Annotated in this window: 23 protein-coding genes, 1 pseudogene and 1 riboswitch; of the genes and pseudogenes, 7 read left to right on the top strand and 17 right to left on the bottom strand. The window is 70.4% G+C overall.

Translation table 11 applies throughout. The annotated features are described in order from the left end of the window. The first annotated feature begins 54 nt into the window (after positions 1-54). Positions 55-378 (top strand): hypothetical protein, encoded by a 324-nt coding sequence (locus tag ABZ267_RS28150; protein ID WP_356755273.1) that lies wholly within the window; start codon positions 55-57, stop codon positions 376-378. Between the two features lie 270 nt (positions 379-648). Here the strand turns inward: ABZ267_RS28150 and ABZ267_RS28145 are convergent, their stop codons facing one another. Together ABZ267_RS28145 and ABZ267_RS28140 are read right to left on the bottom strand one after the other, a co-directional pair. Next, positions 649-1,149: a SigE family RNA polymerase sigma factor gene (locus tag ABZ267_RS28145; RefSeq protein ID WP_356755271.1), complete on the bottom strand. Its 501-nt coding sequence runs from the start codon at positions 1,147-1,149 to the stop codon at positions 649-651. A gap of 234 nt (positions 1,150-1,383) precedes the next feature. Continuing rightward, positions 1,384-1,659, bottom strand: a pseudogene (locus tag ABZ267_RS28140) (GNAT family N-acetyltransferase); the annotation flags it as partial. Between the two features lie 94 nt (positions 1,660-1,753). Here ABZ267_RS28140 and ABZ267_RS28135 point away from each other — a divergent pair. Continuing rightward, a complete protein-coding gene (locus ABZ267_RS28135; protein ID WP_356755269.1) occupies positions 1,754-2,341 on the top strand; it encodes a Uma2 family endonuclease in 588 nt (195 codons plus the stop codon). Positions 2,342-2,345: 4 nt separating this feature from the next. Here the strand turns inward: ABZ267_RS28135 and ABZ267_RS28130 are convergent, their stop codons facing one another. From ABZ267_RS28130 to thrC, 12 genes are all read right to left on the bottom strand, one after another. Further along, on the bottom strand, positions 2,346-4,139 hold the full coding sequence (locus ABZ267_RS28130) for an ABC transporter ATP-binding protein (protein WP_356755331.1): 1,794 nt from the start codon (positions 4,137-4,139) through the stop codon (positions 2,346-2,348). Then, positions 4,132-4,608: a lasso peptide biosynthesis B2 protein gene (locus ABZ267_RS28125; protein ID WP_356755267.1), complete on the bottom strand. Its 477-nt coding sequence runs from the start codon at positions 4,606-4,608 to the stop codon at positions 4,132-4,134. Before ABZ267_RS28125 ends, ABZ267_RS28130 begins: the two co-directional genes overlap by 8 nt. Next, the gene (locus ABZ267_RS28120) at positions 4,605-4,856 is read right to left on the bottom strand and encodes a lasso peptide biosynthesis PqqD family chaperone (protein WP_356755265.1); all 252 of its coding nucleotides are present in this window, start codon (positions 4,854-4,856) and stop codon (positions 4,605-4,607) included. The genes ABZ267_RS28125 and ABZ267_RS28120 overlap by 4 nt, the downstream gene beginning before the upstream one ends. Beyond that, a complete protein-coding gene (locus tag ABZ267_RS28115) occupies positions 4,853-6,799 on the bottom strand; it encodes an asparagine synthase-related protein (RefSeq protein WP_356755329.1) in 1,947 nt (648 codons plus the stop codon). Before ABZ267_RS28115 ends, ABZ267_RS28120 begins: the two co-directional genes overlap by 4 nt. A gap of 50 nt (positions 6,800-6,849) precedes the next feature. After that, positions 6,850-6,972 carry a keywimysin-related RiPP gene (locus ABZ267_RS28110; protein ID WP_018511015.1) on the bottom strand — a complete coding sequence of 41 codons (123 nt, stop codon included), beginning with the start codon at positions 6,970-6,972 and terminating at the stop codon, positions 6,850-6,852. A gap of 592 nt (positions 6,973-7,564) precedes the next feature. Beyond that, positions 7,565-9,118 carry a stealth family protein gene (locus ABZ267_RS28105; protein WP_356899731.1) on the bottom strand — a complete coding sequence of 518 codons (1,554 nt, stop codon included), beginning with the start codon at positions 9,116-9,118 and terminating at the stop codon, positions 7,565-7,567. Between the two features lie 164 nt (positions 9,119-9,282). Next, positions 9,283-10,863, bottom strand: coding sequence for a stealth family protein (locus ABZ267_RS28100; RefSeq protein ID WP_356755262.1), 1,581 nt, complete (start codon positions 10,861-10,863; stop codon positions 9,283-9,285). Between the two features lie 458 nt (positions 10,864-11,321). Further along, the gene (locus ABZ267_RS28095) at positions 11,322-11,546 is read right to left on the bottom strand and encodes a hypothetical protein (RefSeq protein WP_356755260.1); all 225 of its coding nucleotides are present in this window, start codon (positions 11,544-11,546) and stop codon (positions 11,322-11,324) included. An 88-nt stretch (positions 11,547-11,634) separates the two neighbouring features. Continuing rightward, positions 11,635-13,257 carry a chaperonin GroEL gene (groL, locus tag ABZ267_RS28090; protein WP_356755258.1) on the bottom strand — a complete coding sequence of 541 codons (1,623 nt, stop codon included), beginning with the start codon at positions 13,255-13,257 and terminating at the stop codon, positions 11,635-11,637. A 308-nt stretch (positions 13,258-13,565) separates the two neighbouring features. Then, positions 13,566-13,772, bottom strand: a complete 207-nt coding sequence (locus ABZ267_RS28085) for a cold-shock protein (RefSeq protein ID WP_003967346.1) — start codon at positions 13,770-13,772, stop codon at positions 13,566-13,568. Between the two features lie 419 nt (positions 13,773-14,191). Next, positions 14,192-14,470 (bottom strand): MoaD/ThiS family protein, encoded by a 279-nt coding sequence (locus ABZ267_RS28080; protein ID WP_161263294.1) that lies wholly within the window; start codon positions 14,468-14,470, stop codon positions 14,192-14,194. A 35-nt stretch (positions 14,471-14,505) separates the two neighbouring features. Next, positions 14,506-15,801, bottom strand: coding sequence for a threonine synthase (gene thrC, locus ABZ267_RS28075; RefSeq protein WP_356755255.1), 1,296 nt, complete (start codon positions 15,799-15,801; stop codon positions 14,506-14,508). A gap of 18 nt (positions 15,802-15,819) precedes the next feature. Next, a riboswitch (SAM riboswitch) is annotated at positions 15,820-15,947 on the bottom strand. A 164-nt stretch (positions 15,948-16,111) separates the two neighbouring features. Between thrC and ABZ267_RS28070 the strand changes: the two genes are divergently transcribed. Further along, positions 16,112-17,062: a glucosyl-3-phosphoglycerate synthase gene (locus ABZ267_RS28070; RefSeq protein WP_356755253.1), complete on the top strand. Its 951-nt coding sequence runs from the start codon at positions 16,112-16,114 to the stop codon at positions 17,060-17,062. A 137-nt stretch (positions 17,063-17,199) separates the two neighbouring features. Beyond that, positions 17,200-18,591: a trehalose-6-phosphate synthase gene (locus ABZ267_RS28065; RefSeq protein ID WP_356755251.1), complete on the top strand. Its 1,392-nt coding sequence runs from the start codon at positions 17,200-17,202 to the stop codon at positions 18,589-18,591. Positions 18,592-18,595: 4 nt separating this feature from the next. Here ABZ267_RS28065 and otsB read toward each other — a convergent pair whose 3' ends face one another. The 3 genes from otsB to ABZ267_RS28050 all read right to left on the bottom strand — a co-directional run bounded on the left by otsB (position 18,596) and on the right by ABZ267_RS28050 (position 21,106). Beyond that, positions 18,596-19,453 carry a trehalose-phosphatase gene (gene otsB / locus ABZ267_RS28060; RefSeq protein WP_356755249.1) on the bottom strand — a complete coding sequence of 286 codons (858 nt, stop codon included), beginning with the start codon at positions 19,451-19,453 and terminating at the stop codon, positions 18,596-18,598. Between the two features lie 74 nt (positions 19,454-19,527). After that, positions 19,528-19,788, bottom strand: coding sequence for a DUF3263 domain-containing protein (locus tag ABZ267_RS28055; protein WP_356755247.1), 261 nt, complete (start codon positions 19,786-19,788; stop codon positions 19,528-19,530). Positions 19,789-19,828: 40 nt separating this feature from the next. Further along, positions 19,829-21,106, bottom strand: coding sequence for an extracellular solute-binding protein (locus ABZ267_RS28050; RefSeq protein ID WP_356755245.1), 1,278 nt, complete (start codon positions 21,104-21,106; stop codon positions 19,829-19,831). Between the two features lie 395 nt (positions 21,107-21,501). Here ABZ267_RS28050 and ABZ267_RS28045 point away from each other — a divergent pair, with 395 nt between their 5' ends. From ABZ267_RS28045 to ABZ267_RS28035, 3 genes are all read left to right on the top strand, one after another. Next, the gene (locus tag ABZ267_RS28045; protein ID WP_356755243.1) at positions 21,502-22,434 is read left to right on the top strand and encodes an ROK family protein; all 933 of its coding nucleotides are present in this window, start codon (positions 21,502-21,504) and stop codon (positions 22,432-22,434) included. Then, complete coding sequence (nagA, locus tag ABZ267_RS28040; RefSeq protein ID WP_356755241.1) at positions 22,434-23,591, top strand: N-acetylglucosamine-6-phosphate deacetylase; 1,158 nt, start codon at positions 22,434-22,436, stop codon at positions 23,589-23,591. Before ABZ267_RS28045 ends, nagA begins: the two co-directional genes overlap by 1 nt. A gap of 287 nt (positions 23,592-23,878) precedes the next feature. Beyond that, the gene (locus tag ABZ267_RS28035) at positions 23,879-24,805 is read left to right on the top strand and encodes a 1-phosphofructokinase family hexose kinase (protein WP_356755327.1); all 927 of its coding nucleotides are present in this window, start codon (positions 23,879-23,881) and stop codon (positions 24,803-24,805) included. The last annotated feature ends 41 nt before the right edge of the window (positions 24,806-24,846 follow it).

Here is a 24,846-nt window from a genome sequence, read left to right as displayed (position 1 = left end):
CGGATGCGTCAAGGCGTGCGGGATCGCCCGGTGGAGCCGCCGGGGCACGGGGAGGTGAAGCAGGCGAGGTGGAGGGCGTACGGGAGTCGGGCCGCCGCCGCCCGCGATCACGGCATCGACGTCGCTCCGAGCGTCGAGGCCGGTGTCGAAGTCGCCGTCGAGCCGGGCGCCCACGTGGATGTCGACCACGAAGCCGTCGGTGCCTCCGTCGTCCGCCTGCCCTCCGTCGTCGGCATGCCCTCGGGCGCGGTCGACCCCGGATCGGAACCAGGCGGGTACGACCCCAGCTCGGAACCCGCCGTCCCCGGCGCCGTACGGCTGGGCGTCGGCGGCTGCTTCGGTGTCCCGGTCGGTGGTGACGGTGCCGGGGACGGGTAGCTGGGTGACGGGGTCGTCGCCGGAGGCGCGGGCGTCGGAGGAGTCGGGAGCAGGCCGACCGCGGCCGCGCCGCCACCGCCGATGACCAGGCAGACGCCCACCGCGAGCGCCGCCATCCGGTGTCGCTGGGCGCGCATGCCGCGTTCGGTGATGTACGTGGCCGGCTCCGCGACCACGCGGCCCTGGCCGAAGTCTCCGGCCTGCCGGAACAGGGACCGCAAAGGGTCCTGCGCGCTCCGGGACTCCTCCGGGCGTGACGGTTCCCGTGGTTCAGACATCAGGAGCCTCCTCCATGCGGGGGTCCCGCAGACGGTGGGCGAGTGCCGCCCGGCCTCGGACCAGATGCGTCTTGATCGTGCTGGCGGAAAGCCCGGTCTCACCGGCGATCTGCTCCACCGTGAGGTCGCACAGGTAGTGCAGGGTCAAGGTCCGCCGCTGCTGCGCGGGCAGCTCCCGGAGCGCGTCGACCAGCACCACGTGGTCCGGGTCCGGCGGCGCGACATGCTCCGCCGCACCGCTCCCCCGGCCCCACGCGTCCGCCGAGCGCCGCCGGAACCGCCACCGGCTCACCGCCAGCCGCCACGCGACCGTACGGATCCACGCCTCGGGCTGCCCGTCCCGCTCCAGCCGGCCGCGCCGGACCCACGCCTTGACGAAGGCCTCCTGCACGACGTCCTGCGCCTCCTGGAGATCCCCCGTCATCACGTACAACTGGCCTGTGAGACGCGCGACCGCCTGGGCGTAGAACTCTTCGAACTCCTCGACGGTCAAAGTTGCTCCCGGATCTTTCGCTTCACCGGGTATACGCCCGCCGCCGGGCATCCGGTCTACATCACCGGCGGAGAATCCGGAGTGACGGTCGCCACAGGAACGGTTGCTACAGGACCGGTCGGCACAGCACCCGAAGAGCCCCGGCCAGGAGAAGCGGGTCCCGGATCGCCTTGATCAGGACTCCGCCGGTACGGGGCCGCCGCGCCTCGGCCCCGGCGGACCGGCGCCCGGAGCTCAACCCGCCCGCACCACCCGCTTCTCCAGCAACGTCACCCCGTACGTCCGCCCGCCGTCCCCGTTCTTCCCGGCCTGCTCGCCGACCACCACATACCCCGCCTCCTCGTAGTACCGGCGCAGCCGGTCGTTCGACGTCAGGCAGTCCAGGCGGCACAGCTCCCTCCCGGACGCGGCGATCCGGCGCTCGGCCTCGGCCAGGAGTGCGCGGCCGGCGCCGGGCGGGGCCGTGCGGCGGTCGGTCATCAGCCGGTGGACGTAGCCCGCGACCGGCGGCGGGGCTGATCCCCCGGTCCGAGAGGACATACCGATGACCGTGCAGCTCATCCGCAGATTCGGCAGGGCACGATGGAGGGGAGGAAGCGACGCCATGACCCCCAGCACCGCCGATCACGCACCGCGCGCCCAGCTGTCCGTCGAGGAGTTCGAGCAGCTCGCCCGCTCGGCGCCGGAGACCGTGACGCTTGAGCTCATCAACGGAATGCTAGAGGTCAAGCCCCTGCCGGACGGGGATCACGACGAGATCATCATGTGGGTCGCGATGCAGTGCATGCAGCAGCAGCCGGAGCTGCGGCTGTACCGGGAGCGCGGGCCGCGGATCGGGGGATACCGCAATGGCCGTGCCCGGCCGGACGGCACCCTCGCCCGAGCGGGCCGCTTCGCCGGTGACGGCGAGTGGTCGAGTCCGGACCACATCCTCATGACCGTCGAAGTCACCTCACACGATCACGACACCGACAGGCGCGACCGCACGGAGAAGCGCGACGGGTACGCCGCCGCGAGCATCCCGGTCTATCTCCCCATCGACCGTGATCACGAAACCCTCGTCGTGTACAGCGAGCCGGAGAAGGGCCGCTACCGGCAGCGGACGGCCTACGGGTACGGCGACACGGTGCCTGTTCCCGGCCCGGTCGACATCACCTTGGACACCGAGGAACTCAAGGACTACGCCCGCTGACCCCTCACCGCGTCTCCACATCCGCCGCCGCCAGCTGCGTCGTCGCCAGTTCGCGGTAGAGGTCGTCCGACGCGATCAGCTCCTCGTGTGTGCCCGCCGTGCGGACCCGGCCCTCCTCCAGGACCACGATGCGGTCGGCGTGGCGGACCGTGGAGAGGCGGTGAGCGATGACCAACACCGTTGTCTGCTCCGCCAATTCGAAGATCACGTCACGCAGCGCCTGCTCGTTCACCGCGTCCAGCTGTGACGTCACCTCGTCCAGCAGGAGCAGGCGCGGACGGCGCAGCAGGGCGCGGGCGATGGCGATGCGCTGGCGTTCGCCGCCGGAGAGGGTGACGCCACGGTGGCCCACCGCCGTGTCCAGGCCGTCCGGCAGCCGGTCGACCAAGGCGTCCAGGCGGGTCCGGGCCACCGCCTCCGTCAGCCGGTCCTCCGGCGCGTCCGGTGCCGCGAAGAGCAGGTTCTCCCGCAGCGTTCCGGCCAGGACCGGCGCGTCCTGTTCCACGTACGCGAGCGAGGCCCGCAGCTCCGCCAGCGGCCAGTCCCTGATGTCCCGGCCGTCCAGCGCGATGGTCCCCGCATCATGGTCGTAGAACCGCTCCAGCAGGCTGAACACCGTCGACTTCCCCGCACCCGACGGGCCCACCAGCGCCACCATCCCGCCGGCCGGGACCGCGAACGTGACGCCTTTGTGCGCCGGCGCGCGCTCGTCCCCGTATCCGAAGGTCACGTCCTGGAAGGTGACCCGCAGCGGAGTCCCCTCGCCCGGTACGCTGCCGGGCCGGCCGGCACGTTCGCCCGGCAGCGACTCCACCTCGTCGATCCTGCGTACGGCGGCCAGGCCGCTCTGCAGGCCCGTCCAGCCCTCCACCAGGCCGCCGATCGGGCCCATCAGATAGAAGAGGTAGAGCAGGAACGCGATCAGCGACGAGATCTCCAGCGAGCCCGACGCGACCCTCGCTCCGCCCACTCCCAGCACGGCCAGGAAGGCCAGTTGGATCGACATCATCATCGTGACGTCGGAGACCGACGACCACTTCGCCACCGACACACCTCGGTCGTGCGCATGCCGCGCCGCTTCCGCGACCGCCGCCGTCTCGCGCTCCTCGGCACCGCTCGCCTTGACCGTACGGAACGCCTGGAGCACCCGGTCCAGCGCCGCGCCCATCGCGCCGACCGACTCCTGCGCGCGGAGCTGCGCGCGCTGAATGCGCGGCATGAGCAAGGCGGTCACGGCTCCGATACCGACGATCACCACCAGCGTCACGCCCAGCAGCGTCACATCCATGTACGCCATGAACGCGATCGTCCCGAGCAGCATCAGCACGCTGTTGAACGACTCGACCAGGCCGCTGGAGAGGACGGTTCGGAGGAGGGTCGTGTCGCTGGTCACCCTCGACTGCAGGTCGCCGGGGGTCAGGCGGTCCACCGCCGCGACCTTCAACCGCATGATGCGGCCCACGAGTTGGTCGCGCGCTCGGAGTACGACGCCTTCTCCCGTACGGGCCATGAGGTAACGCCCGTACGCGGAGAGGCAGGCGCCCGCGAGGACCAGTGCGGTGAGCGCGATGAGCGGGGCCACCGGCGAGCGGTCGGCGGCGAACGCGTCGACCGCGTACTTCGCCATCAGCGGCATCGCGAGACCGGCGGCCGAACCGGCGAGGGAGAGGACGCCTGCGCGAATCAGTACGCCTCGGTGAGGGCGGACGCGGGTGAGGAGGAGACGGAGAGGGGACGGGCCCGCGCCGTCTCGGACCGGCGTCTCCTCGCGCCCCGCCTCCCGCGCCCCTTCAGGCAGCCTGTCCGGCCCCGCCCCCGTCGCCGTTCCCGCCACCGCGCTCACCCGGAACCTCCTCGCGTACCGTCACCACCATCAAAGGACGCAGATCGGCCGACTCCGCCTGCTCGCCGACCGTGCGGCCCTCCGCCTCCACCCAAGCATGCGGTGAGAACGGCGGTGCCGTCCGGACCCCCGCGCACCAGTCCGGCCAGCTTCCGGACATCCGGCACACCAGCGCGATGGCCACCGAGCGCGGCAGGCAGCCGTAACGGCCCGCGCAGCGGCGGCTGGTGGCGGTGACCGCCTCGTACATCTCCAGCGTCTCGTCGTACGTCGCCGGTCGCGCGCCTCTGCCGCACCGGGTCAACACCCGGCGCAGGCGGCCCGGTTTGAGGCGGGCCAGGACGAACGCGGCGGCGATCGCGGCGCGCAGCCGTACACCTCCCGGCCCGGCACCCCGGCGCGGCATCGTCATCTCGGTGGTCATGGGCGCAGGATCTTCGCCTGGACGAGCTGGCGGGTCAGCTCGGCCACATCCGACTCCGCCTCCGCGCGCTCCACGTCGAACTCGGCGACGATGCGTTCGACGGCCGCCTCAGGAGCCTTTCCCGCCGCCAGGGTCTCGACCACGATCACGCTGGTGTCGTTCAACTGCCAGTAGCTGCCGTCCTTTTCGTCGAGCAGGACGCCTCCGTACTCGGTCGTCGTGACGGCTATGCCTTTTCTGAGCTTCACAGGGATGCCTCGCTGGTGGAAAGGGTCGTGGAGGTGTGACCGGGTGTGGGCCCGGTGGCGCTCTCGGCTGTCCGGAGCCAGGTCTCGCCGGCCACCGTCGAGCTGATCGAGTGCTCGACCAGCACCGGCGAGAAGGGTTCGGCGGCGAGCGTCAGCAGGTGGCGGGCGTCGACCAGGCCTCGGTCGGCGAGGCGCGAACCGGTCCACAAGTCCGCCAGCTCCGGCGCGTGTTGGCGCAGGCCCTGGTGTTCGTCGGAGGACATGTGGTCCTTCGTTGTACGGGCCAGCAGCGCGTCCGGGACCACTCCGCGCATCGCCTCGACCAGCAGCGGCTTGTAGCGCCACGGGCTGATCCGGTCCGCCAGGCGTACGGCGAGGGTCGCCTCCAGGATCCGGTCGTCGTAGAAAGGCGCGGCGACCGGCAGCCCGATCGTCATGCCGATGTCCTCCATCGCCTGGAAGTGCCGCGCGCCCATCCGTACCGCGTCGATGTCCACATGCCGCCCACGCCACCGGTCGATCGGCTCGGCCTGCTCGGCGGCGGCCGCCCCGAACTCCTCGGTGATCAGCGCGTTCGCATGGTCGGTGAACCACGGGCGCAGCGACTGGCGTACGCCCCAGGAGAGGAGCGGCGTGCGGGTGACGGGCTGCGGTTCGGTGGTGACCGCGCCGGCCAGCCAGCGCGGGAAGGTGGAGCGGTTCAGCAGGGCCTTCAGCGTCGGCAGGAGCGGCCAGCCGAGCTGGTGGCGCAGGCCGCTGAGGTGGTTCCAGGCGGTGAGCGGGTTGCCGTGGAAGAGGTCCTGGTAGGCGTGCGGCAGGCCGAGGAAGAGTTCGTCGCCGCCGTAGCCGGTGAGGTGGTAGCGGGAACCGGTGGCGTGCGCGCGGCTCAGGAGCAGGTGCGCACGGGCGCGGCCGGGAGCGACGGGGAGCGGTTCGTCGTTGAGCTCGGCGGAGGTGGCGGCCAGGTCGGCGTAGAAGTACGGGGCTTGGTCGGCGGGGATGATGTGGTGGGCCAGGGTCGAGGTGGCCGCACTTCTGCCCGCCTCCTCCACCGCTCTGCGCGCCCAGGTCTCGTCCTCGCTGTAGCGGTCCCTGGCGGCCACGGTGAGGAGCGACAGCTCCGCCGGGCCGGTCGCGCGGGCGGCGAAGGCGAGGGTCGTGGAGTCCAGGCCGCCGGAGAGCTCGCAGCTGATCCGGTCCAGGCCGCCGACATGGGCCCGTACGGAGGCGGCGACGGCCTCTCCGAGTCTTCGGGCGCCCTCGAAGAGCGGCAGTTCCGGCGGTGGAGGCTCCCACCAGCGGTATTCGCGAGGGCCGGGAGCGGCGGCCGTGCCCGGTGCTGCGACGGGCAGGGCCAGTCCGTACCCGGCCCCGGTCTCGTGCACGCCCCGCCACAGGACGCGCCGGCTCAGCGGGTGCGGCAGGAAGTCGAGCATGCGGAGCGCGAGCGCGCCGTCGTCCAGAGGCGCGCCGGTGAGGTGCGCGAGGACGGCCGGGCGGTCGGAGGCGATGGTTCCGGCCTCGGCGTGCCGCGCGTGGTAGATCCGGCGCAGGCCGGAGGCGGTGCCCCGGATCCAGGTCTCGCCGGAGAGGTGGGCGATGACGTGGTGGAGGCCGGGCAGCCGGGCGAGACGGCGCTCCAGGCCGGTCCGGTCGCGCGCGCCTTCCAGGAGGCCGGCGAGCACGGCCTCCGGGATCAGGTCCGGGCCGATGAGCACGAGGGCGTCGTCGCCTCGGCGGAGGTGGCTGACCTGGCGGACCAGCGGACGGGCGACGACCCAGGGACGGCCGGACGGATGGGCGACGACGGTCAGGACGCCGCCCACCGCCGCCGGCGCCGCCGAGGCTTCCGGCGCTTCCGATGCGGGAAGCTGCCCGGCCACCGCGCGGGCCGCCACGCTGTCCGGCAGGACGACGAAGTAGTCACGCAGCAGGCCGGGCATCTTCACCTTTCGGAAGTTCTCACACCGTGCAGAGGGAACCGGTCGGCGGATCAGATGATGCGCCGGACCCAGTACTCCTTGTACGAGCCGTAGAAGTAACCGGCGGTCTTCTTCGAAAAGTCGCCCTGCTTGAACAGCGACGGCTTCACGTAAGCCTTCTTCTGCTGCTTCATGACACCTTCCTTCTGTGCGGTTGACGACCGTTATGCCCAACTGGCGTCCGCATAACTGGAGTTATCACTGAGACTGGTGTTAACCCGGTGAACACCAGAGCCATCATGTCCCGCTGCCGGACCGGTACGCGTGATTCCGACTTACCGTGCGAAGTTGGCCGGATAGCGCGAGCGGGAAGGGCGTGTCGGCGACCGCCGGACGGCCTGCGGAGGAACCGACCGGTCAGCATGTGCAGTCGCACACCGACGCCTTGTCTCAGCTCAGTGGACTGGACCAATGGCTGTACGTGGCCCTCGCACAAGGCAGTGAGCTGCCAGGAGATCGAACCGGCGGCGACGGGACGAAGGAACCGGGGCCGTACGCGCCGCCACAGGCCCCGCAGCGGCCCTATCCCACCCGCACCGTGCGCGCCACCGAAATCCGGCGTTCACGCGAAACCGCACTGCCGTACAGGAATGAGCACTACAAGTAATCATTCGGCCAAGCCGACTTCCGGGCGTGCGCAGCCGGGCGTGCTCGCCAGCGCCGGACGCCCTGAGGCGTCGGGCGTTCTACGGCGTCGGGCGTTCTACAGCGTCGGCGGAGTAGTCGTCAGGACCGCTCGAAGCGGCTCGGGAAGGGGAACTTCCACTCCAGGAAGCCGTCCACGGCCCGCCGGATCGAGTCCCGGGCCGCGACAGCGGTGTCTACATCGTTGAGGCAGAAGAAGTCGACATCGTTGTGCTTCCTCAGCCGCGCGAGCCTCTCGTGCAGGTCCGGCCTGCCGACGTCGACGTACCGGAAGGAGTAGTCGCCGGGAACGGCCCGTCCGGTGAGGATCGCCCAGTGGTGGTGGAAGGTCGCGGCCATCGCGACGTCCGCCGTCGAGCGGAACCGCGAGTGCGTCGTGCGTTCGAGCTCCGGGAAGCCCGCTTCCGCTATCTCCCGCATGACCGCGCGCGACTGAGGGTGCGGAGTGTGCAGGAACTTGTTCGTGATGAACCGGTCGTGGTGCTTCTGGATGACCCGGCGCACGTTCTTGCCCGCCGAGTTCGGGGCCGGCTCCGTACTGTGCGGGAGGCCGAGACCCAGCTTGTACGGGGAGAACGGGATGCGGGCGATGCCGTTGCCGTGGAAGAAGTGCTCGGCGCGCACGGGCCGGCCGAAGAACACGTCGTCGTTGAGGTACAGGTAGTCCTCGGAGAGCCCGTCTATCCGGTACAGACAGGTCTCGATGGCATGCGAGTTGAACACCGGGAGCGCCGACGCCGGGAGTATGTCCCGGTGGTCGACGACCGTGATACCGGGCGCGTTCACGTCGAGCCAGGACGGCGTCTGGCCGTCCGTCACCAGATACACGTGCCGGATGAAGCTGGCGTGCATCTCCAGCGACCGCAGGGAGTACCGCAACTCGTCGCTGTCGGTGTAGCGGGACATCCCGACTTCACGCCCGGCGATGGCGGACGAGCCTCCCCGGTAGGCCTCCCGCTTGGCCGCCAGCTCCGGCTCGTCGCCGTCGACCCAGGTGTAGACCGCGTCGACCGCGAACGAGACCTCGTCCACGGTCCGCTGGGCGAACGGCTGGAAGGTCGGTATCTGCAGGCCGCTCACGGTGACCGTCGCCGGCTTCTGAGCCTCCGACGGGATCACCTCCGATATCCGGTTGAGGCGAGGCGCTACCAGCGATTCCGCAAACGTGTCCGTGAGCTCGCTGCCCGGGACGCTGAACCACAGCTTCCCGTCGTCGCCGGCGGAGCCGTCGGCTTTCTCGCCGTGCTGCCAGAACTCGATGTCGCAGCCGTCCGCGAACCCGCCCAGCACCTGGCCGTGCGGGCCGAGGTGGACCACGCCCATACGCAGCACCTCGGCCTCGCGGACGGCCTGCGGCAGCCGGCCGTCCGCGCAGTGTCCGGCAACGGACAGGCTGTCGCCCTGGTCCACGGCTCCCAGGTAGACAGGCGTCCCGGACAGTTCCCGGGTCGCCGCGTCCAGGAAGGCCGACCGGTGCTTCTTCTCCACGCCGACCACGTGCCGCAGCCAGTCGCGGCCCGGCACCAGGAAGTAGGGAATGCCGGCTGCCTCCAGCACGTCAGAGACGAGCTTCAGCGACTGAGCCGCGGCATCGGTGGAGACGTAGCTCTTCGCCTGCGCACCGAGAACATGCACTCGGCCCACGGCGACGGGGACCACATCGGGACGGACCCGTCGCAGCGCGGCTCGCCGCCGGGAGACACGTATGCGCCAGATCGGCGCGACCGCCCCCCTCTCAACCTTGCGGGCGGCCCGTGTGCCCACGCGCCAGACGCGCGAGGCCCTCCTGCGTATGAGGCTCATTCCCGTGTTCCATCAGGTCGCCTTTCGAACGAACTGGGGAACGGGAAATACTGCTCGAGGAAACCGTCCATGCGCATGCTGACTTCTTCGCGCTGCTCCGGAGCGACATCGACGTCGTTGAGGCAGAAGAAGCTGAACCGACGCGTCGCGAGAAGGTTCTCCAGCCTCTGGTCCGCGTCCTCGCGGCTGATGTTCACGTACCGGAAGCTGAACTTGCCGGGAATGCCCTTCCCGGTGATCAGCGCGTACTGGTACAGGAGCGGCGCGGTGAGCGCCACGTCCTGCGGCGAGCGGAAGCGCGACGCGGTCGTCCGGGCGATGTCCCCGGAGAACATCTCCTCCAGCTCCAGCAGCGTCCTGCGCTGCTGAGGAAGGGGCGTGTGCATGAAGTTGTTCGTGGTGAGCGCCCCGAACTTCTCCATCAGCAGCCGGCGCACGTTCTTGCTCGCCGAGTTCGTCGCCGTCTCCTCGGCGTGCGGCTTGCCGACACCGATCTTCAGCGGCGACACCGGAACCCTCATGACACCACTGGCGTGGAAGAAGGCCTCGGGCGTGACGGGACGGCCCACGAACACGTCGTCGTTGAAGTAGAGATAGTGGTCGGAAATGCCCGGGATGTGGTGCAGCCGGGTCTCGATGGCGTGGGAGTTGAAGACCGGGAGGACGCCTTCGGGGAAGATGTCCCGGTGATCGACGACGGTGATGCCGTCCGCGTCCGGGTCGAGCCAGCTCGGCGTCTGTCCGTCGGTGACGATGTAGACGTTGCGCACGAACGGCGCGTACATCTGCAGCGAGCGCAGCGAGTACTTGAGCTCGTCGTGGCTGGTGTAGCGGGAGGCGTTGACTTCCTTGTCCAGGATTTCGGCGGTGCCCTGGCCCTTGTACCGCGCCCGCTTCTCGCGCATGGCCGGCTCTTCACCGTCGACCCAGGTGTAGACGACGTCGACGGGGAACGTCACGTCGCCGATGGTGGGGACGGCGAACGACGCGAACGTCGGTACGTCCCGGTCGCCGACGCGACGACTCGCCAGCTCCTGCTCGGAGTTGGGAAGCACCTCCGCGACCCGGTTGCGGCGCGGCGCGATCAGCGACTGGCTGAAGATGTCCGCGGACGCCTGCGGCTGGATCTTGGCCAGCTCCCGCTCCCCGTCCGGCCCGGCGATGAGTTCGGCCCCGCTCTTCCAGAACTCGACGTCGCACCCGATCTCGGGCCCACCGAGCACCTGGCCCGCGGGCCCGAGGTGGATCTCGCCCACGCGCAGCACCGAGGCCGTCAGGAGGACCGACGGCAGCTTGCCGTCCAGATACAGAGCGGGACGCTTCAGGACGCGCCCCACCGTCGGCTGCCCGATGAAGACCGCCTTCCCGGCGTACTCCTCCTCCATCGCGTCGTGGAAGCGACCGCGGTCCGCTTCGTTGACACCGATGGTGTAGCGGACCTTGGAGATGCCGGGGACGAGGAAGTACGAGATACCCGCCCGCTCAAGCGCGCGGGTGGCGATCTCCAGGTTCTGCGCGGCCGCCTCGGCGGCCGAGAACCCCTGCACGACACGCCCGTACAGTTCTTGGCCGTTCACCAGGACTCTGCTGACACCGGGCTGATCGCTGACGGCCTTCCGCCGGTTGCGCGCCGAACGCATCCGCCATGACTGTTCCGCGGCCTTCCGCTGTACTCGCGGGCCCATTCTGCGTGCGAATGAACGAACAGTCACATTCTTTCCTCTCTACCGTCGGGAAGCCGGGGGAGCCAGTCGTGACCTGAGTGCGATACCTCTGCCCGGTCAGGAACATCCGCCGCTTCCCACCCACCGCCCACTCGCCTGGCCGGCGTGCTTCAGCACGCCGAAGGATAGCTCGAAGCCGTCCTTTTACCGAACGGCAGTTTAACGACCGGCAGACAGTTCCAGTACCGTGCGGCCCGGCCTCCGAGGGTCATCGCCGCCGCGCCGGCCCTGCCGTCCCAGCGCTGTCCTGGTCAGTGCACCGGCACCGGAGCGTCGCGGAGCGCGCCCCCACAGCCCTGACCGCCGTCCGCTCACGCCCGGGACAGTGACCTTTGTCGCACGGCGTGACCGACCCAGGCGGCCAGTGCGGTGCCCAGCAGGAGCGGGATCACGCCGTAGCGGACGATCGTCCCGCGTGCCGTCATGCCCGCCCCGTCCCCCGTACCCGTACGACACCCGTCCTCGTACCCGTACGGCACTCGTACGCGTACGGACTCACCGACCGTCCCCCGCAGCGTCCCGGCAACTCCGGACACGCCACAGGGGCGGCACCTCCGGTGAAGGAGAGACCGCCCCTGTGGGACGTGCGTGGAGCTTCGATCGACCGGCGCGAACCGGACCCGATCAGAAGTCCATGTCACCGCCCGGCATGCCACCCGGGGCGGCCGCGCCGGCCTTCTCGGGCTTGTCGGCGATGACGGCCTCGGTGGTGAGGAAGAGCGCGGCGATGGAGGCGGCGTTCTGCAGAGCGGAGCGCGTGACCTTCGCCGGGTCGAGAATGCCCTCGGCGATCATGTCGACGTACTCACCGGTCGCGGCGTTGAGGCCGTGACCGATCGGCAGGTTGCGGACCTTCTCCACGACGACGCCACCCTCGAGACCACCGTTGACGGCGATCTGCTTGAGCGGGGCCTCCAGCGCGAGCTTCACGGCGTTGGCGCCGGTCGCCTCGTCGCCCGTGAGGTCGAGCTTGTCGAAGACGGCCGAGGCCTGGAGCAGAGCCACGCCACCACCGGCGACGATGCCCTCCTCGACGGCGGCCTTGGCGTTGCGCACCGCGTCCTCGATGCGGTGCTTGCGCTCCTTGAGCTCCACCTCGGTGGCGGCGCCGGCCTTGATGACGGCCACGCCGCCGGCCAGCTTCGCGAGGCGCTCCTGGAGCTTCTCGCGGTCGTAGTCCGAGTCGGAGTTCTCGATCTCGGCACGGATCTGGTTGACGCGACCCTGAACCTGGTCGCTGTCACCGGCACCGTCGACGATCGTGGTCTCGTCCTTGGTGATGACGACCTTGCGGGCGCGGCCGAGCAGGTCCAGGCCGGCGTTCTCCAGCTTGAGACCGACCTCCTCGGAGATCACGGTGCCGCCGGTGAGGATGGCGATGTCCGCGAGCATGGCCTTGCGGCGGTCGCCGAAGCCCGGGGCCTTGACGGCGACGGACTTGAACGTGCCCTTGATCTTGTTGACGACCAGGGTGGAGAGCGCCTCGCCCTCGACGTCCTCGGCGATGATCAGCAGCGGCTTGCCCGACTGCATGACCTTCTCCAGCAGCGGGATCAGGTCCTTGACGCTGGCGATCTTCGAGTTGACGATCAGGATGTACGGGTCGTCGAGCGACGCCTCCATACGCTCCATGTCGGTCGCGAAGTAGGCCGAGATGTAGCCCTTGTCGAAGCGCATGCCCTCGGTGAGCTCGAGCTCCAGACCGAAGGTCTGGGACTCCTCGACGGTGATGACGCCTTCCTTGCCGACCTTGTCCATCGCCTCGGCGATCTTGGCGCCGATCTCGGTGTCGGCGGCGGAGATGGAGGCGGTCGAAGCGATCTGCTCCTTGGTCTCCACGTCCTTGGCCTGCTCCAGCAGAGCGGCGGAGACGGCCTCGACGGCCTTCTCGATGCCGCGCTTGAGGGCCATCGGGTTGGCGCCAGCGGCGACGTTGCGCAGACCCTCGCGGACGAGAGCCTGGGCGAGAACGGTGGCGGTGGTCGTACCGTCGCCGGCGACGTCGTCCGTCTTCTTGGCGACCTCCTTGACCAGCTCCGCACCGATCTTCTCGTACGGGTCCTCGAGCTCGATCTCCTTGGCGATGGACACACCATCGTTGGTGATCGTGGGCGCGCCCCACTTCTTCTCGAGGACGACGTTACGGCCCTTGGGGCCGAGGGTGACCTTGACGGCGTCGGCGAGCTGGTTCATCCCGCGCTCGAGACCGCGCCGTGCCTCCTCGTCGAACGCGATGATCTTGGCCATGTGAAGTGGTCCTCCCGGACAGGGGTGGATTGCTCCGGACCGAGAGGCGCCCGCGACGGACGGCCTGCGTGCGTGGTGGTTCCTTGCCCCACCGCGCCTGCGGGCCTCACCGGCCCGGTCCAAGTTTCTGTCACTCTCACCTGGAGAGTGCTAACGCCAATGATTAGCACTCGACCCCCGAGAGTGCAAGCGCCTCAGGCCAGGGCCGGCCATACGGTCCGGGCGCGCACGAAGGGCCCGATCCCCTGGATCACTCCGGGGTCGGGCCCTGCGTGCGTGAGTAGTGACGTCGGACGGCCGCGCCGGACTCAGCCGACGGCGAGCTTGACCATGTCGGCCTGGGGCCCCTTCTGGCCCTGCGAGATCTCGAATTCAACTCGCTGACCCTCTTCGAGGGTGCGGTACCCGTCCATCTGGATCGCGCTGTAGTGGACGAAAACATCCGCACCACCGTCGACCGCGATGAAGCCGTACCCCTTCTCCGCGTTGAACCACTTGACGGTGCCCTGAGCCATGCCTAACTCCCCTATAACTGGCCCTTGCACGGGACCGCACTTCGCGGGCCCGGGTCGGAACTCACCCTCCGACAGGAGAGGGTGCGCGGCGCCGCAGCGCGTCGACCGCGGCCGAATGTATCCGCCCAACTGCCCTCTGCAACAGGTCAATCGGACGAGAATTCTGGGCACAGGCGAACGCCCGAATATGCGGGATTGCTGAAATTTACGGGCAAGTCGGACCAGGCAAAGGCCACTTATGCCTCAAGGGGTTCACGCACTTTGGCTGCTTCTTATCGGGGCCGGGCGCATTCTCATATGCGGGCGGCACGCGCAGCGAAGGGGCCTTCCCCAACTGTACCGTGCTCAACCATGCAGAATTGCCCCCTCCGCTTTGTGTGGCGGAGAGGGCAACTGTGGTTCAGCTGAGGGCGGTCGGATCAGCAGCCGCCGGCCACGGCCGGGATGATCGAGATGCCGGCGCCGTCGGGCGTGGCCGCGTCGAGCCCGCCCTCGAAACGGACGTCGTCGTCGTTGACGTACACGTTGACGAAGCGGCGCAGCTTGCCCTGGTCGTCCAGGACGCGGGCGGCGATGCCCGGGTGGTCCTTCTCCAGGGACTCGATGACCTCGGAGAGCTTCGCGCCCTCCGCCGTGACCTCGGCCTGGCCGCCCGTGTAGGTGCGGAGGATGGTGGGGATGCGGACCTTGACGCTCATGGCGGACGCCTTTCTGGCTGCTGCGGTCGGTGTGGTCAGGCGGAGGCGAGGCCCGCGGCGCGGAACGCGTCCAGACTCGGCTTGATGGTCGCCGTCGCCTGCGAGGTCGCGGAGACCGCGTCGAGCGTCTTGAGCCCGTCACCGGTGTTCAGGACGACGGTGGTGAGCGCCGGGTCGATCACGCCGGCCTCGATCAGCTTCTTCGTCACGCCGAGCGTCACGCCGCCCGCCGTCTCGCCGAAGATGCCCTCGGTGCGCGCCAGCAGCTTGATCGCGTCGACCACCTGCTCGTCGTTCACGTCCTCCACCGCGCCGCCGGTGCGACGGGCGATGTCCAGGACGTACGGGCCGTCCGCCGGGTTGCCGATGGCCAGCGACTTGGCGATGGTGTTCGGCTTCTGCGGCCGTACGACGTCGTGGCCGGCCTTGAAGGCGGCGGACACCGGCGAGCAGCCCTCGGCCTGGGCGCCGAAGATCTTGTACGGCTTGTCCGCGATCAGACCGAGCTTGATCAGCTCCTGGAACCCCTTGTCGATCTTCGTCAGCTGGGAGCCGGACGCGATCGGGATGACGATCTGGTCGGGCAGCTGCCAGCCGAGCTGCTCGCAGATCTCGTACGCCAGCGTCTTGGAGCCCTCGCCGTAGTACGGCCGCAGGTTGACGTTGACGAAGCCCCAGCCCTCGCCGAGCGGGTCGCCGATGAGCTCGGAGCAGAAGCGGTTGACGTCGTCGTAGTTGCCCTCGATGCCGACCAGCTCACCGCCGTACACCGCGGCCATGACGACCTTGCCCTGCTCCAGGTCGTGCGGGATGAACACGCAGGAGCGCAGTCCGGCGCGGGCGGCGGCGGCGCCGACGGCTCCGGCCAGGTTGCCGGTGGAGGAGCAGGAGAGCGTGGTGAAACCGAAGGCGCGGGCGGCCTCGACGGCGATCGCGACGACGCGGTCCTTGAAGGAGTGCGTCGGGTTGCCGGAGTCGTCCTTGACGTACAGACCGCCGGTCACGCCCAGCTCGCGGGCGAGGTTGTCGGCCTTGACCAGCTTGGTGAAACCGGGATTGATGTTGGGCTTCTCCGCGACATCGGCGGGAACCGGCAGCAGCGGGGCGTAGCGCCAGATGTTGTTCGGGCCGGCCTCGATGCGCTTCTTCAGCTCCTCGGCGGAACCGGTCGGCAGGTCGTACGCCACTTCCAGTGGCCCGAAACAGGACGCACAGGCGAAAAGGGGGCCGAGCTCGAAACGCTCGCCGCACTCGCGGCAGGAAAGCGCCGCGGCGGGACCGAGGTCCACGGAAGCGGTGGTGGCATTACCTGCGATGGTCTGAACAGCCATGATGGCGGAGGCCCTTTCTCCTCATCTTCCTTGCGGCGCATTTCGCCACAAGACGGAATTGGCACCTTCCCCACCGTGACCTCGCGGTCGGTAGGAGGGTTGCCGGGACTTCAACGGGCCGTTCCCTCAGTCCCTCTGGATGAGCTCTGTGGCACTGGATCTTCGATCCAGGCGTTTGTCTGCGGACGGACCCCGACATGCGACGGTCATCCGCGTTGTTCAAGACTGTAACCGAAGGACCGGACTGTTGAGATAGTCGTCCGAACGGCGAGATGGATCACATACCGCTCACACACGAGGAGTCCCGACCGTGCTCGAAGAGGTGGAACGCTGGCTGACCAGGCGTTCCTGGTCGTCCGCCGACCGCCCGCTGAACCGGCTCACCGACGCCCGGGCCGCCGATCCGCACCGTACGTCGGTGAGCGTGGTGCTGCCCGCGCTGAACGAGGAGGCCACGGTCGGCGCGATCGTGGCGACGATCCGGCGCGAGCTGATGGAGAAGGTCCGGCTGGTCGACGAGCTGGTGGTGATCGACTCCGGTTCCACCGACGCCACCGCCGCCGCCGCGCGCGCGGCGGGCGCGCGGGTGGTGCACCGGGACGCGATCCTGCCGCGGATTCCAGCGCTGCCCGGCAAGGGCGAGGTGCTGTGGCGGTCGCTCCTGGTGACCAGCGGCGAGATCGTCTGCTTCGTCGACGCGGACCTGAGGGACTTCTCGGCGGACTTCGTCTCGGGAACGGTCGGCCCGCTGCTCACGGACCCCGCCGTGCAGTTCGTCAAGGCGATGTACGACCGTCCGCTCGGTGACACCGCAGGCCAAGGCGGCCGCGTCACCGAATTGGTGGCACGTCCGCTGCTCAATCTGCACTGGCCGCAGCTGGCCGGCTTCGTGCAGCCGCTGGGCGGCGAGTACGCGGTGCGGCGCTCGCTGCTGGAGCGGCTGCCGTTCCCGGTCGGTTACGGAGTGGAGCTGGGGCTCCTGGTGGACGCGCTGCACACCGTGGGTCTGGACGCGCTGGGCCAGGTGGATGTGGGCGTACGGCGCCACCGGCACCAGGACGGGCAGGCGCTGGGCCGGATGGCGGCGGCGATCTACCGCACGGCACAGCTGCGGCTCTCCCGGGGCCATCTGGTGCGGCCGGCGCTGACGCAGTTCGAGCGAGCCGAGGAGGGGTTCGTGCCGCGCACACATGCGGTGGACACGGAGGAGCGGCCGCCGATGCGGGAGATCGCGGAGTACGCGGAGCGGTGGGCGGCGTGAGGTGCGATGGCGCGAGGCAGCGTGAGGCGCGAGGAGGCGTGGGGCGGTCCGGCGGTCCTGAGGCGTACGCGGGCGCGGTGGGCGGCGTGAGGCTCTGAGGCGTTTGGCGGCTTCCCTTACGGGCTAGGTTCCGCTACATGGTCACCGAGCACACACCCACCTCCACCGCCCAGGTCCTCGTCGCGTCCAACCGCGGCCCGATCACGTACACGCTCGGCGAGGACGGAACGCTCGACGCCAAGCGCGGCGGCGGCGGGCTCGTCTCCGGGCTGAGCGCCGTCGACGACAAGCTCTGGGTCTGCGCGGCCCTCGGCGACGGCGACCGCGAGGCGGTGCGGCGCGGGGTCGGTGAGCCGGGCGTACGGATGCTGGACATCGACGCCGAGGTGCACGCCGACGCGTACAACGGCATCGCCAACTCGGTGCTGTGGTTCGTCCACCACCTGCTCTACCAGACGCCCGTGGAGCCGGTCTTCGACGCCGAATTCCGGCGCCAGTGGGCCTCGTACGAGGCGTACAACCGGGCCTTCGCCCAGGCACTCGCCGAGGAGGCGGGCCCGGAGGCGGCGGTCCTGGTCCAGGACTACCACCTGGCCCTGGTCCCCGGCATGCTCCGCGAGCTGCGCCCGGACCTGAAGATCGGCCACTTCTCGCACACGCCGTGGGCGCCGGTGGACTACTTCCGGCTGCTGCCCGACGACATCGGTGAGCAGCTGCTGCGCGGCATCCTCGGCGCGGACCGGGCCGCGTTCCTGACCCGGCGGTGGGCGGACGCGTTCATCGGCTGCTGTACGGAGATCCTCGGCGGGACGGGCCGGACCAGGGTCGGCGTGCACGGGCTCGGCGCCGACGCGGACTTCCTGCGGCGGCGGTCGCGCGAGGCGGACGTGGACGAGCGGATGGAGGCGCTGCGGGAGCAGGTCGGCGAGGACAGGAAGACGATCGTGCGGGTGGACCGCACCGAGCTGTCCAAGAACATCGTGCGCGGCCTGCACGCCTACCGGACCCTGCTGGAGACCCGCCCGGAGTGGCGCGAGCGCGTGGTCCACGTGGCCTTCGCCTATCCCTCACGCCAGGACCTGTCGGTCTACCGCGACTACACGGCGGCGGTGCAGACCCTGGCCACGGAGATCAACGGAGCGTACGGCACGGAGAGTTGGACGCCGGTCCTGCTTCACGTGAACGACGACTTCGCGCGCTCGCTCGCCGCGTACCGGCTGGCGGACGTGGCGCTGGTCAACCCGATCCGCGACGGCATGAACCTGGTCGCCAAGGAGGTCCCCGTCGTCTCCGACCACGGCTGCGCGCTGGTGCTGTCGCGGGAGGCGGGTGCGTACGAGGAGCTGGGCGAGGACGCGATCGTCGTGAACCCGTACGACGTGGTGGCCACGGCGGAGGCGCTGCACGAGGCGCTGTCGATGGGTTCGGACGAGCGGGCCGGCCGTACGAAGCGGCTGGCGGAGGCGGCGACCGCGCTCCCGCCGCAGCAGTGGTTCCTGGACCAGCTGGAGGCGCTGCGGCAGGAGTGAGCGCCTACAGCTGACCGGCCAGGGCCGCCAGGAAGTCGACCACGGCGGCCGGGCCCGGCACCGACAGGTCGGCGCGCTCGGCCAGTTCGGGCACCTCGGCGCTGCCGCTGCACACCAGGAGGCCCGGGATGCCGTCCGCGCCGCCGCCGCGCAGCTTCTCCACGGCGGCGAAAGCGGCGAGGTCGCCGAGGTCGTCTCCGGCGTACACGACGGATGCGGCGTCGACCTCGCGTACGTACTCCGCGAGCGCCACGCCCTTGTCCATGCCCGGCGGGCGCAACTCCAGGACCTGGCGGCCCGGTTCGAGGATCAGCCCGTGGCGGGCGGCCAGCTCCCCGAGCGGGGAGCGCAGGGTCTCGAAGGCCGCCTGCGGGTCCTCGGCGCGGCGGGTGTGGACGGCGACGGCCTGGCCCTTCTCCTCGATCCAGGTGCCGTGCCAGGAGTCGAACTCGTGCAGTACGCCGGGGAGTTCGGCGCGCGCCTCGGCGACGCCGGGATGAGGTGCGGGAGCGGACACGGTGCCGGTGACGGCGTCCCAGCGCTCGGCGCCGTAGTGGCCGAGGACGACGAGGTGGTCCAGGCCGGGGACGCCCGCGAAGCCGCCGTACCGTACGGCGACGCCTGCGGGGCGGCCGGTGATCACGGCGATGGAGGCGACCTTCGGCGCGAGCGCCGCGAGCGCTTCCACGGCGCCGGGGTGGGCGCGGGCGCGCTCGGGGTCGGGGACGATGTCGGCGAGCGTGCCGTCGAAGTCGAGAGCGATGACCGCGCGGCCGGGCCGTTCGAGGACGGCCTTCAGGCCATCGCGGCCGGCCGGAGTGGTCGGGGTCGGGATCGGCGGCTGTACGGAGTGGCTGCCCATGGGGTTGAGCGTAGCAATCCAGCCCCTCCGTCGTTTGAGGAGCGGGGGCTCGGGGGCAGCGCCCACGGAAAGGCTCAGCGGCGCTCGCGCCTCTCCGCCCGCAGCCGGCGCAGGCGGTTCACCGTCACCGGATCCTCCCGCAGCGCCCGCTCGTCCTCGATCAGCGCGTTGAGGAGCTGGAAGTAGCGCACCGGGGACATCCCCAGCTCCTCCCGGATCGCCCGCTCCTTCGCCCCCGGCCCTGCCCACGACCTCCGCTCCAGCGCGAGCAGAGCACGGTCACGGTCGGACAGCCCCGGAGGGGTGGGCGCGGGATCGGCGTCAGGAGCGGTCATACAACCAACCTAACCGCGCAACCGACCCCGCCGCGCCCACCTACTCCGCGCTCTCCGCCTTCGCCGCCTCAGCCGCTATCTCCCCGAGCACCCGCTCCGGGCTCCCGCCGGGCGCCACCGCCTCGCCGATGTTCGTCTTGATCGACTCGCTCACCGTCGCCCAGGACGTCTTGCCGAAGGGAGGCAGCTGGGAGTTGGGCAGCGCCGCCAGGAACTCGCGCAGCTTCGCGTGCTTGCTGTCGGTCTCCATCTCGGCGGACGCGCTGCCGGTCACCGGGAGCAGGTCGTACTCGTCGGCGAAGGCGAGCACGTTCTCGTCGGAGTAGGCGTAGTCGAAGAACTCGCCGATCGCCTTGCGGTTGCCGTTCTGCTTGAAGCCCATCATCCAGTCGGCGACGCCCATCGACCCCTTGGTCGGCCCCTCGGCGCCCGGCAGCGGCACCATGCCGACCTTGACGCCCTTGGCCTCGGCCTCCTCCATCAGCGTGGGGTGGCCGTTGAGCATGCCGACCTCGCCCTTGGTGAACGCCTCGAAGGCCTTCGCGCGGTCCAGCTTGCCCGGCGCGACGGGGCCGGTGAGGCCCTTGCCGACCAGGTTGTCCCGCAGCCAGCTGAACGTGGCGATGTTCTGCGCCGAGTCGATGTCGTAGAGGCCGACGTCGTCGACGTAACCACCGCTGTTGCTGAGCAGCCACATCAGCGTCTCGGCCTGCGACTCCTCCTGGCCGAGCGGCAGGGCGAAGGGGTACTTGACGCCCTTGGCCTTGAGCGCGGCCGCGTCCTTCTGGATGTCGTCCCAGGTCTCCGGCGCGTCCAGCCCCGCCTGGCCGAAGAGCTTCTCGTTGTAGAAGAGCAGCCGGGTGCTGGCGACGAACGGGAGCCCGTACAGCGTGCCGTCGACCTTGCCCGCGTCGGTCAGGCTCGGGAGGAAGTTGGCCTGGGTGCGGATGGAGAGCATCTGGTCGGCGCTGTAGAGCTTGCCGTCCTTGGCGTAGTCCGCGTAGGCGCCGATCTGCGCGATGTCGGGAGCCTTGCCCGCCTTCACCATCTCGGCGACCTTGCGGTCGACGTCCTTCCAGGAGTAGACGTTGACGTCGACCTTGATGCCGGGATTCTGCTTCTCGAAGCCCGCCGCGACACCGCTCCAGTACTTCTCGGAGCTGTTGGCCGAGCTGTTGCCGTAGTCGGCGGCGACCAGCGTGAGGGTGACGTCGCCCGTGCCACTGTCACCTCCGCAGGCCGACAACGTTGCCGTCATACCCAGCGCGGCCACCACCGCGGTCAGAACCGTAAAGCGCCGCTGCACAGCCTCGCCCATCCTCGTTGATCCATCTGGTCGCGGGCGGTGGCGCAACGTCACCGTGCGGACCTCTGATCGGTCGGCCACGGCGCCGCCACCCGTCCTGCCACCGTCCGGATGAACTGCGATTTTCCCTCACGCCGGAGGGAAGGTCTACACCACCGGCGTATCGCTTCGGCAACGTATGCGGACCTCAGGGGCCACAACTGGCTTACGTGCTCTGGCAGTCGGAGCTCCGAACCCGTATCTTGGTCCAGACCATTGGCTCAGGCAGACCCTTGTTCCGCGTGCCCATTTCGTGGCTTTCCAGCAGAAAACGGTCCGCCTTCACTCGTTCATCATTTTGTATGGGTGCGCAACAAACCGCGCTAGTGGACTAGACCTTTTAGGGGTCGACGGGCGAAACTGTCCTCGTGAGACATGTCATCGCCCTCGATGTGGGCGGCACCGGAATGAAGGCCGCGCTGGTCGGGACCGACGGCACGCTGCTCCATGAGGCGCGGCGGGCCACCGGCCGGAAGCGCGGCGCCGACGCGGTCGTCGAGACCATCCTCGCGTTCGCCGCGGAACTGCGCGCCTACGGCGAGGAGCATTTCGGCGAGAGCGCGCTCGCCGCCGGCGTCGCCGTGCCCGGCATCGTCGACGCCGAGCAGGGGATCGCGGTCTACTCCGCCAACCTCGGCTGGCGCGACGTACCGATGCGCACCCTGCTGGGCGAGCGGCTCGGCGGGATTCCGGTCGCGCTCGGCCACGACGTGCGCACCGGCGGGCTCGCCGAGGGCCGGATCGGTGCGGGCCTCGGCGCCGACCGCTTCCTGTTCGTGCCGCTCGGCACCGGGATCGCCGGGGCCATCGGCATCGGCGGGACCATCGAGGCCGGCGCGCACGGGTACGCGGGCGAGATCGGCCACATCGTCGTCCGCCCGGACGGGCCCGACTGCGGCTGCGGCCAGCGCGGCTGTCTGGAGACCCTGGCCTCCGCCTCCGCGGTGAGCCGGGCCTGGGCCGCCGCCTCCGGCGATCCCGAGGCGGACGCCGCCGACTGCGCCAAGGCCGTCGAGTCCGGCGATCCGGCGGCGATAGCGGTCTGGCGGGACGCGGTCGACGCGCTCGCCGCCGGACTCGTCACCGCGCTCACCCTGCTGGACCCCAGCACGCTCATCATCGGTGGCGGTCTCGCCGAGGCCGGGGAAACCTTGTTCACACCACTGCGTGCGGCCGTCGAGGAACGCGTCACGTTCCAGAAGCTGCCCCACATCGTCCCGGCGGCCCTCGGGGACACCGCCGGATGCCTGGGCGCGGGGCTGCTCGCCTGGGATCTACTCGCCACGGAGGTATCCGCCTGATGGCCGGACGCGCAGCAGACAGCACGGTCCTCGCGGGCGCCCGGGTGGTCCTTCCCACCGGGACCGTGGAGGACGGCCGGGTGACCGTCGAGTCCACCCGGATCGCCGGCTCCGCTCCCGAGGACGCCCGGGTCGTCGACCTCACCGGCCACTGGGTGGTGCCCGGCTTCGTGGACATGCACAACCACGGCGGCGGCGGGGCATCCTTCACCTCCGGCACCGTCGACGAGGTCCTGCACGGCATCCGTACGCACCGCGAGCACGGCACCACCACGCTGGTCGCCTCCACGGTCACCGACGAGATGGACTTCCTCGCCCAGCGCGCCGGCATCCTCTCCGAGCTGGTCGAACAGGGCGACCTGGCCGGCATCCACTTCGAGGGCCCGTTCATCTCGCCGTGCCGCAAGGGCGCCCACAGCGAGCAGCTGCTGCGCTACCCGGACCCGGCCGAGGTCCGCAAGCTGGTCGACGCCGGGCGCGGTGCCGCGCGGATGGTGACCCTCGCCACCGAGCTGCCCGGCGGACTCGACTCCGTACGGCTGCTCGCCGACCTCGGCGTGATCGCCGCGATCGGCCATACGGACGCGACGTACGAGCAGACCGTCGAGGCGATCGACGCGGGCGCCACCGTCGCCACGCACCTGTTCAACGCGATGCCCCCGCTGGCCCACCGCGAGCCCGGTCCGATCGCCGCGCTCCTGGAGGACGACCGGATCACCGTCGAGCTGATCAACGACGGTACGCATCTGCACCCGGCGGTCCTGGAGCTGGCCTACCGCCACAAGGGCGCCGGCCGGGTCGCGCTGATCACCGACGCGATGGACGCGGCCGGCTTCGGCGACGGGCTGTACGACCTGGGCCCGCTCGCCGTCGAGGTCCGCGACGGCGTCGCCCGGCTGGTGGAAGGCGGCTCCATCGCCGGCTCGACCCTCACCCTGGACACCGCGTTCCGCCGGGCCGTCACCATCGACCGGATTCCGGTGGAGGACGTCGTACGGTCCATCTCGGCCAACCCCGCTCGCCTCCTCGGCGTGGACGACCGGGTCGGCTCGCTGGAGCCGGGCAAGGACGCGGACCTGGTGGTGCTCGACGAGGACTTCGTGCTGGCGGGCGTCATGCGCAAGGGCGAGTGGATCATCGAGCCGAAGACGGCCTGAGCGACGCCGGGCCGCCCTCGTCCGTGGGTCGCGGCCCCGGTGAGCACGTAACGAAGAGATGGCGGTCGGGGCCGGGTACTGGGCCCGGCCGCCATCCCTTTGACATGATCACTAAGACCGACCGGCCGATGGAGGGTGGGAGAAGGAGCGGGGCTGGGTGCGCGCGACAACGCCGCAGATGCGCGTGGACAGCCCCGAGACGCCGCCCTCCATTGGCCGGTCGGTCCAAGCCCGGAGCCACCGGCACGGGCGGACGGACCGACGGATCGAGGGAGGTGCCGGACCAGGTGATCCTGACCGTCACTCTGAACAGCGCGCTCGACGTGACGTACACCGTCGACGCACTCGTCCCGCACGCCAGCCACCGCGTCGGCGAGGTCACCGAACGCGCCGGCGGCAAAGGCCTGAACGTCGCCCGCGTGCTCGGCGCGCTCGGCCACGACACCGTGGTGACCGGCTTCGTCGGCGGCGCCACCGGAGACGTCCTGCGCACCCTCCTCGCGCCGCTCCCGCCGCACGACGCCCTCGTCCCGGTCGCCGGCACCACCCGCCGCACGCTCGCGATCAACGACCGCTCGACCGGCGACACCACACAGCTCAACGAGCCGGGACCACAGGTGAGCGCCGGCGAATGGGCCACGTTCCTGCGGACGTACGGAGAGCTCGTCGCGGACGCCGACGCCGTCGCGCTCTGCGGCTCGCTGCCGCCCGGCGTCCACGTCGGCGCCTACGCGGAGCTGGTCCGGATCGCCCGCGCCGCCTCCGTACCCGTGCTCCTGGACACCAGCGGCGAACCGCTGCGCCGAGGCATCGCCGCCCGCCCCGACCTGGTCAAGCCGAACGCGGACGAGCTGGCCCAGCTCACCGGCTTCCGCGAGCCGCTCCGCGCCGCCCGGGACGCCCGCCGCCGCGGTGCCCACGCGGTGATCGCCTCACTGGGCCCCGAAGGCGTCCTCGCCGATACGCCGGACGGCACCTGGCGCGCCGTTCCGCCCGCGCCCGTCCGCGGCAACCCGACCGGAGCCGGCGACTCCGCCGTGGCCGGTCTGCTCTCCGCCCTGGCCGAGGGGCTCGACTGGCCCGGCCGGCTGTCCCGCGCGGTGGCGCTGTCGGCGGCGACGGTCCTGGCCCCGACGGCCGGCGAGTTCGACGCGGCGGCCTACGCGGAGCTGCTGCCGCGCGTGCGCGTGGAGCGGGCCGGCGAAGCGGTCTGAGCTGTCCGGCACGCGGAACGGCCCGCCGACGATGAGTCGGC

Source organism: Streptomyces sp. NPDC006174 (assembly GCF_040614075.1).
Lineage (GTDB): Bacteria > Actinomycetota > Actinomycetes > Streptomycetales > Streptomycetaceae > Streptomyces.
Note: the sequence above shows the minus strand (reverse complement) of the source record. Positions and strands in the feature narration are given on the sequence as shown.

Excerpts from the sequence above, each read along its gene's own strand:
- ABZ267_RS28135 (WP_356755269.1), top strand. The coding sequence starts at position 1,754 with ATGACCCCCAGCACCGCCGATCACGCACCGCGCGCCCAGCTGTCCGTC.
- ABZ267_RS28125 (WP_356755267.1), bottom strand. The coding sequence starts at position 4,608 with ATGACCACCGAGATGACGATGCCGCGCCGGGGTGCCGGGCCGGGAGGT.
- ABZ267_RS28115 (WP_356755329.1), bottom strand. The coding sequence starts at position 6,799 with ATGCCCGGCCTGCTGCGTGACTACTTCGTCGTCCTGCCGGACAGCGTG.
- ABZ267_RS28110 (WP_018511015.1), bottom strand. The coding sequence starts at position 6,972 with ATGAAGCAGCAGAAGAAGGCTTACGTGAAGCCGTCGCTGTTCAAGCAG.
- groL (WP_356755258.1), bottom strand. The coding sequence starts at position 13,257 with ATGGCCAAGATCATCGCGTTCGACGAGGAGGCACGGCGCGGTCTCGAG.
- ABZ267_RS28085 (WP_003967346.1), bottom strand. The coding sequence starts at position 13,772 with ATGGCTCAGGGCACCGTCAAGTGGTTCAACGCGGAGAAGGGGTACGGC.
- ABZ267_RS28080 (WP_161263294.1), bottom strand. The coding sequence starts at position 14,470 with ATGAGCGTCAAGGTCCGCATCCCCACCATCCTCCGCACCTACACGGGC.
- thrC (WP_356755255.1), bottom strand. The coding sequence starts at position 15,801 with ATGGCTGTTCAGACCATCGCAGGTAATGCCACCACCGCTTCCGTGGAC.
- ABZ267_RS28065 (WP_356755251.1), top strand. The coding sequence starts at position 17,200 with ATGGTCACCGAGCACACACCCACCTCCACCGCCCAGGTCCTCGTCGCG.
- otsB (WP_356755249.1), bottom strand. The coding sequence starts at position 19,453 with ATGGGCAGCCACTCCGTACAGCCGCCGATCCCGACCCCGACCACTCCG.
- ABZ267_RS28055 (WP_356755247.1), bottom strand. The coding sequence starts at position 19,788 with ATGACCGCTCCTGACGCCGATCCCGCGCCCACCCCTCCGGGGCTGTCC.
- ABZ267_RS28050 (WP_356755245.1), bottom strand. The coding sequence starts at position 21,106 with ATGGGCGAGGCTGTGCAGCGGCGCTTTACGGTTCTGACCGCGGTGGTG.
- nagA (WP_356755241.1), top strand. The coding sequence starts at position 22,434 with ATGGCCGGACGCGCAGCAGACAGCACGGTCCTCGCGGGCGCCCGGGTG.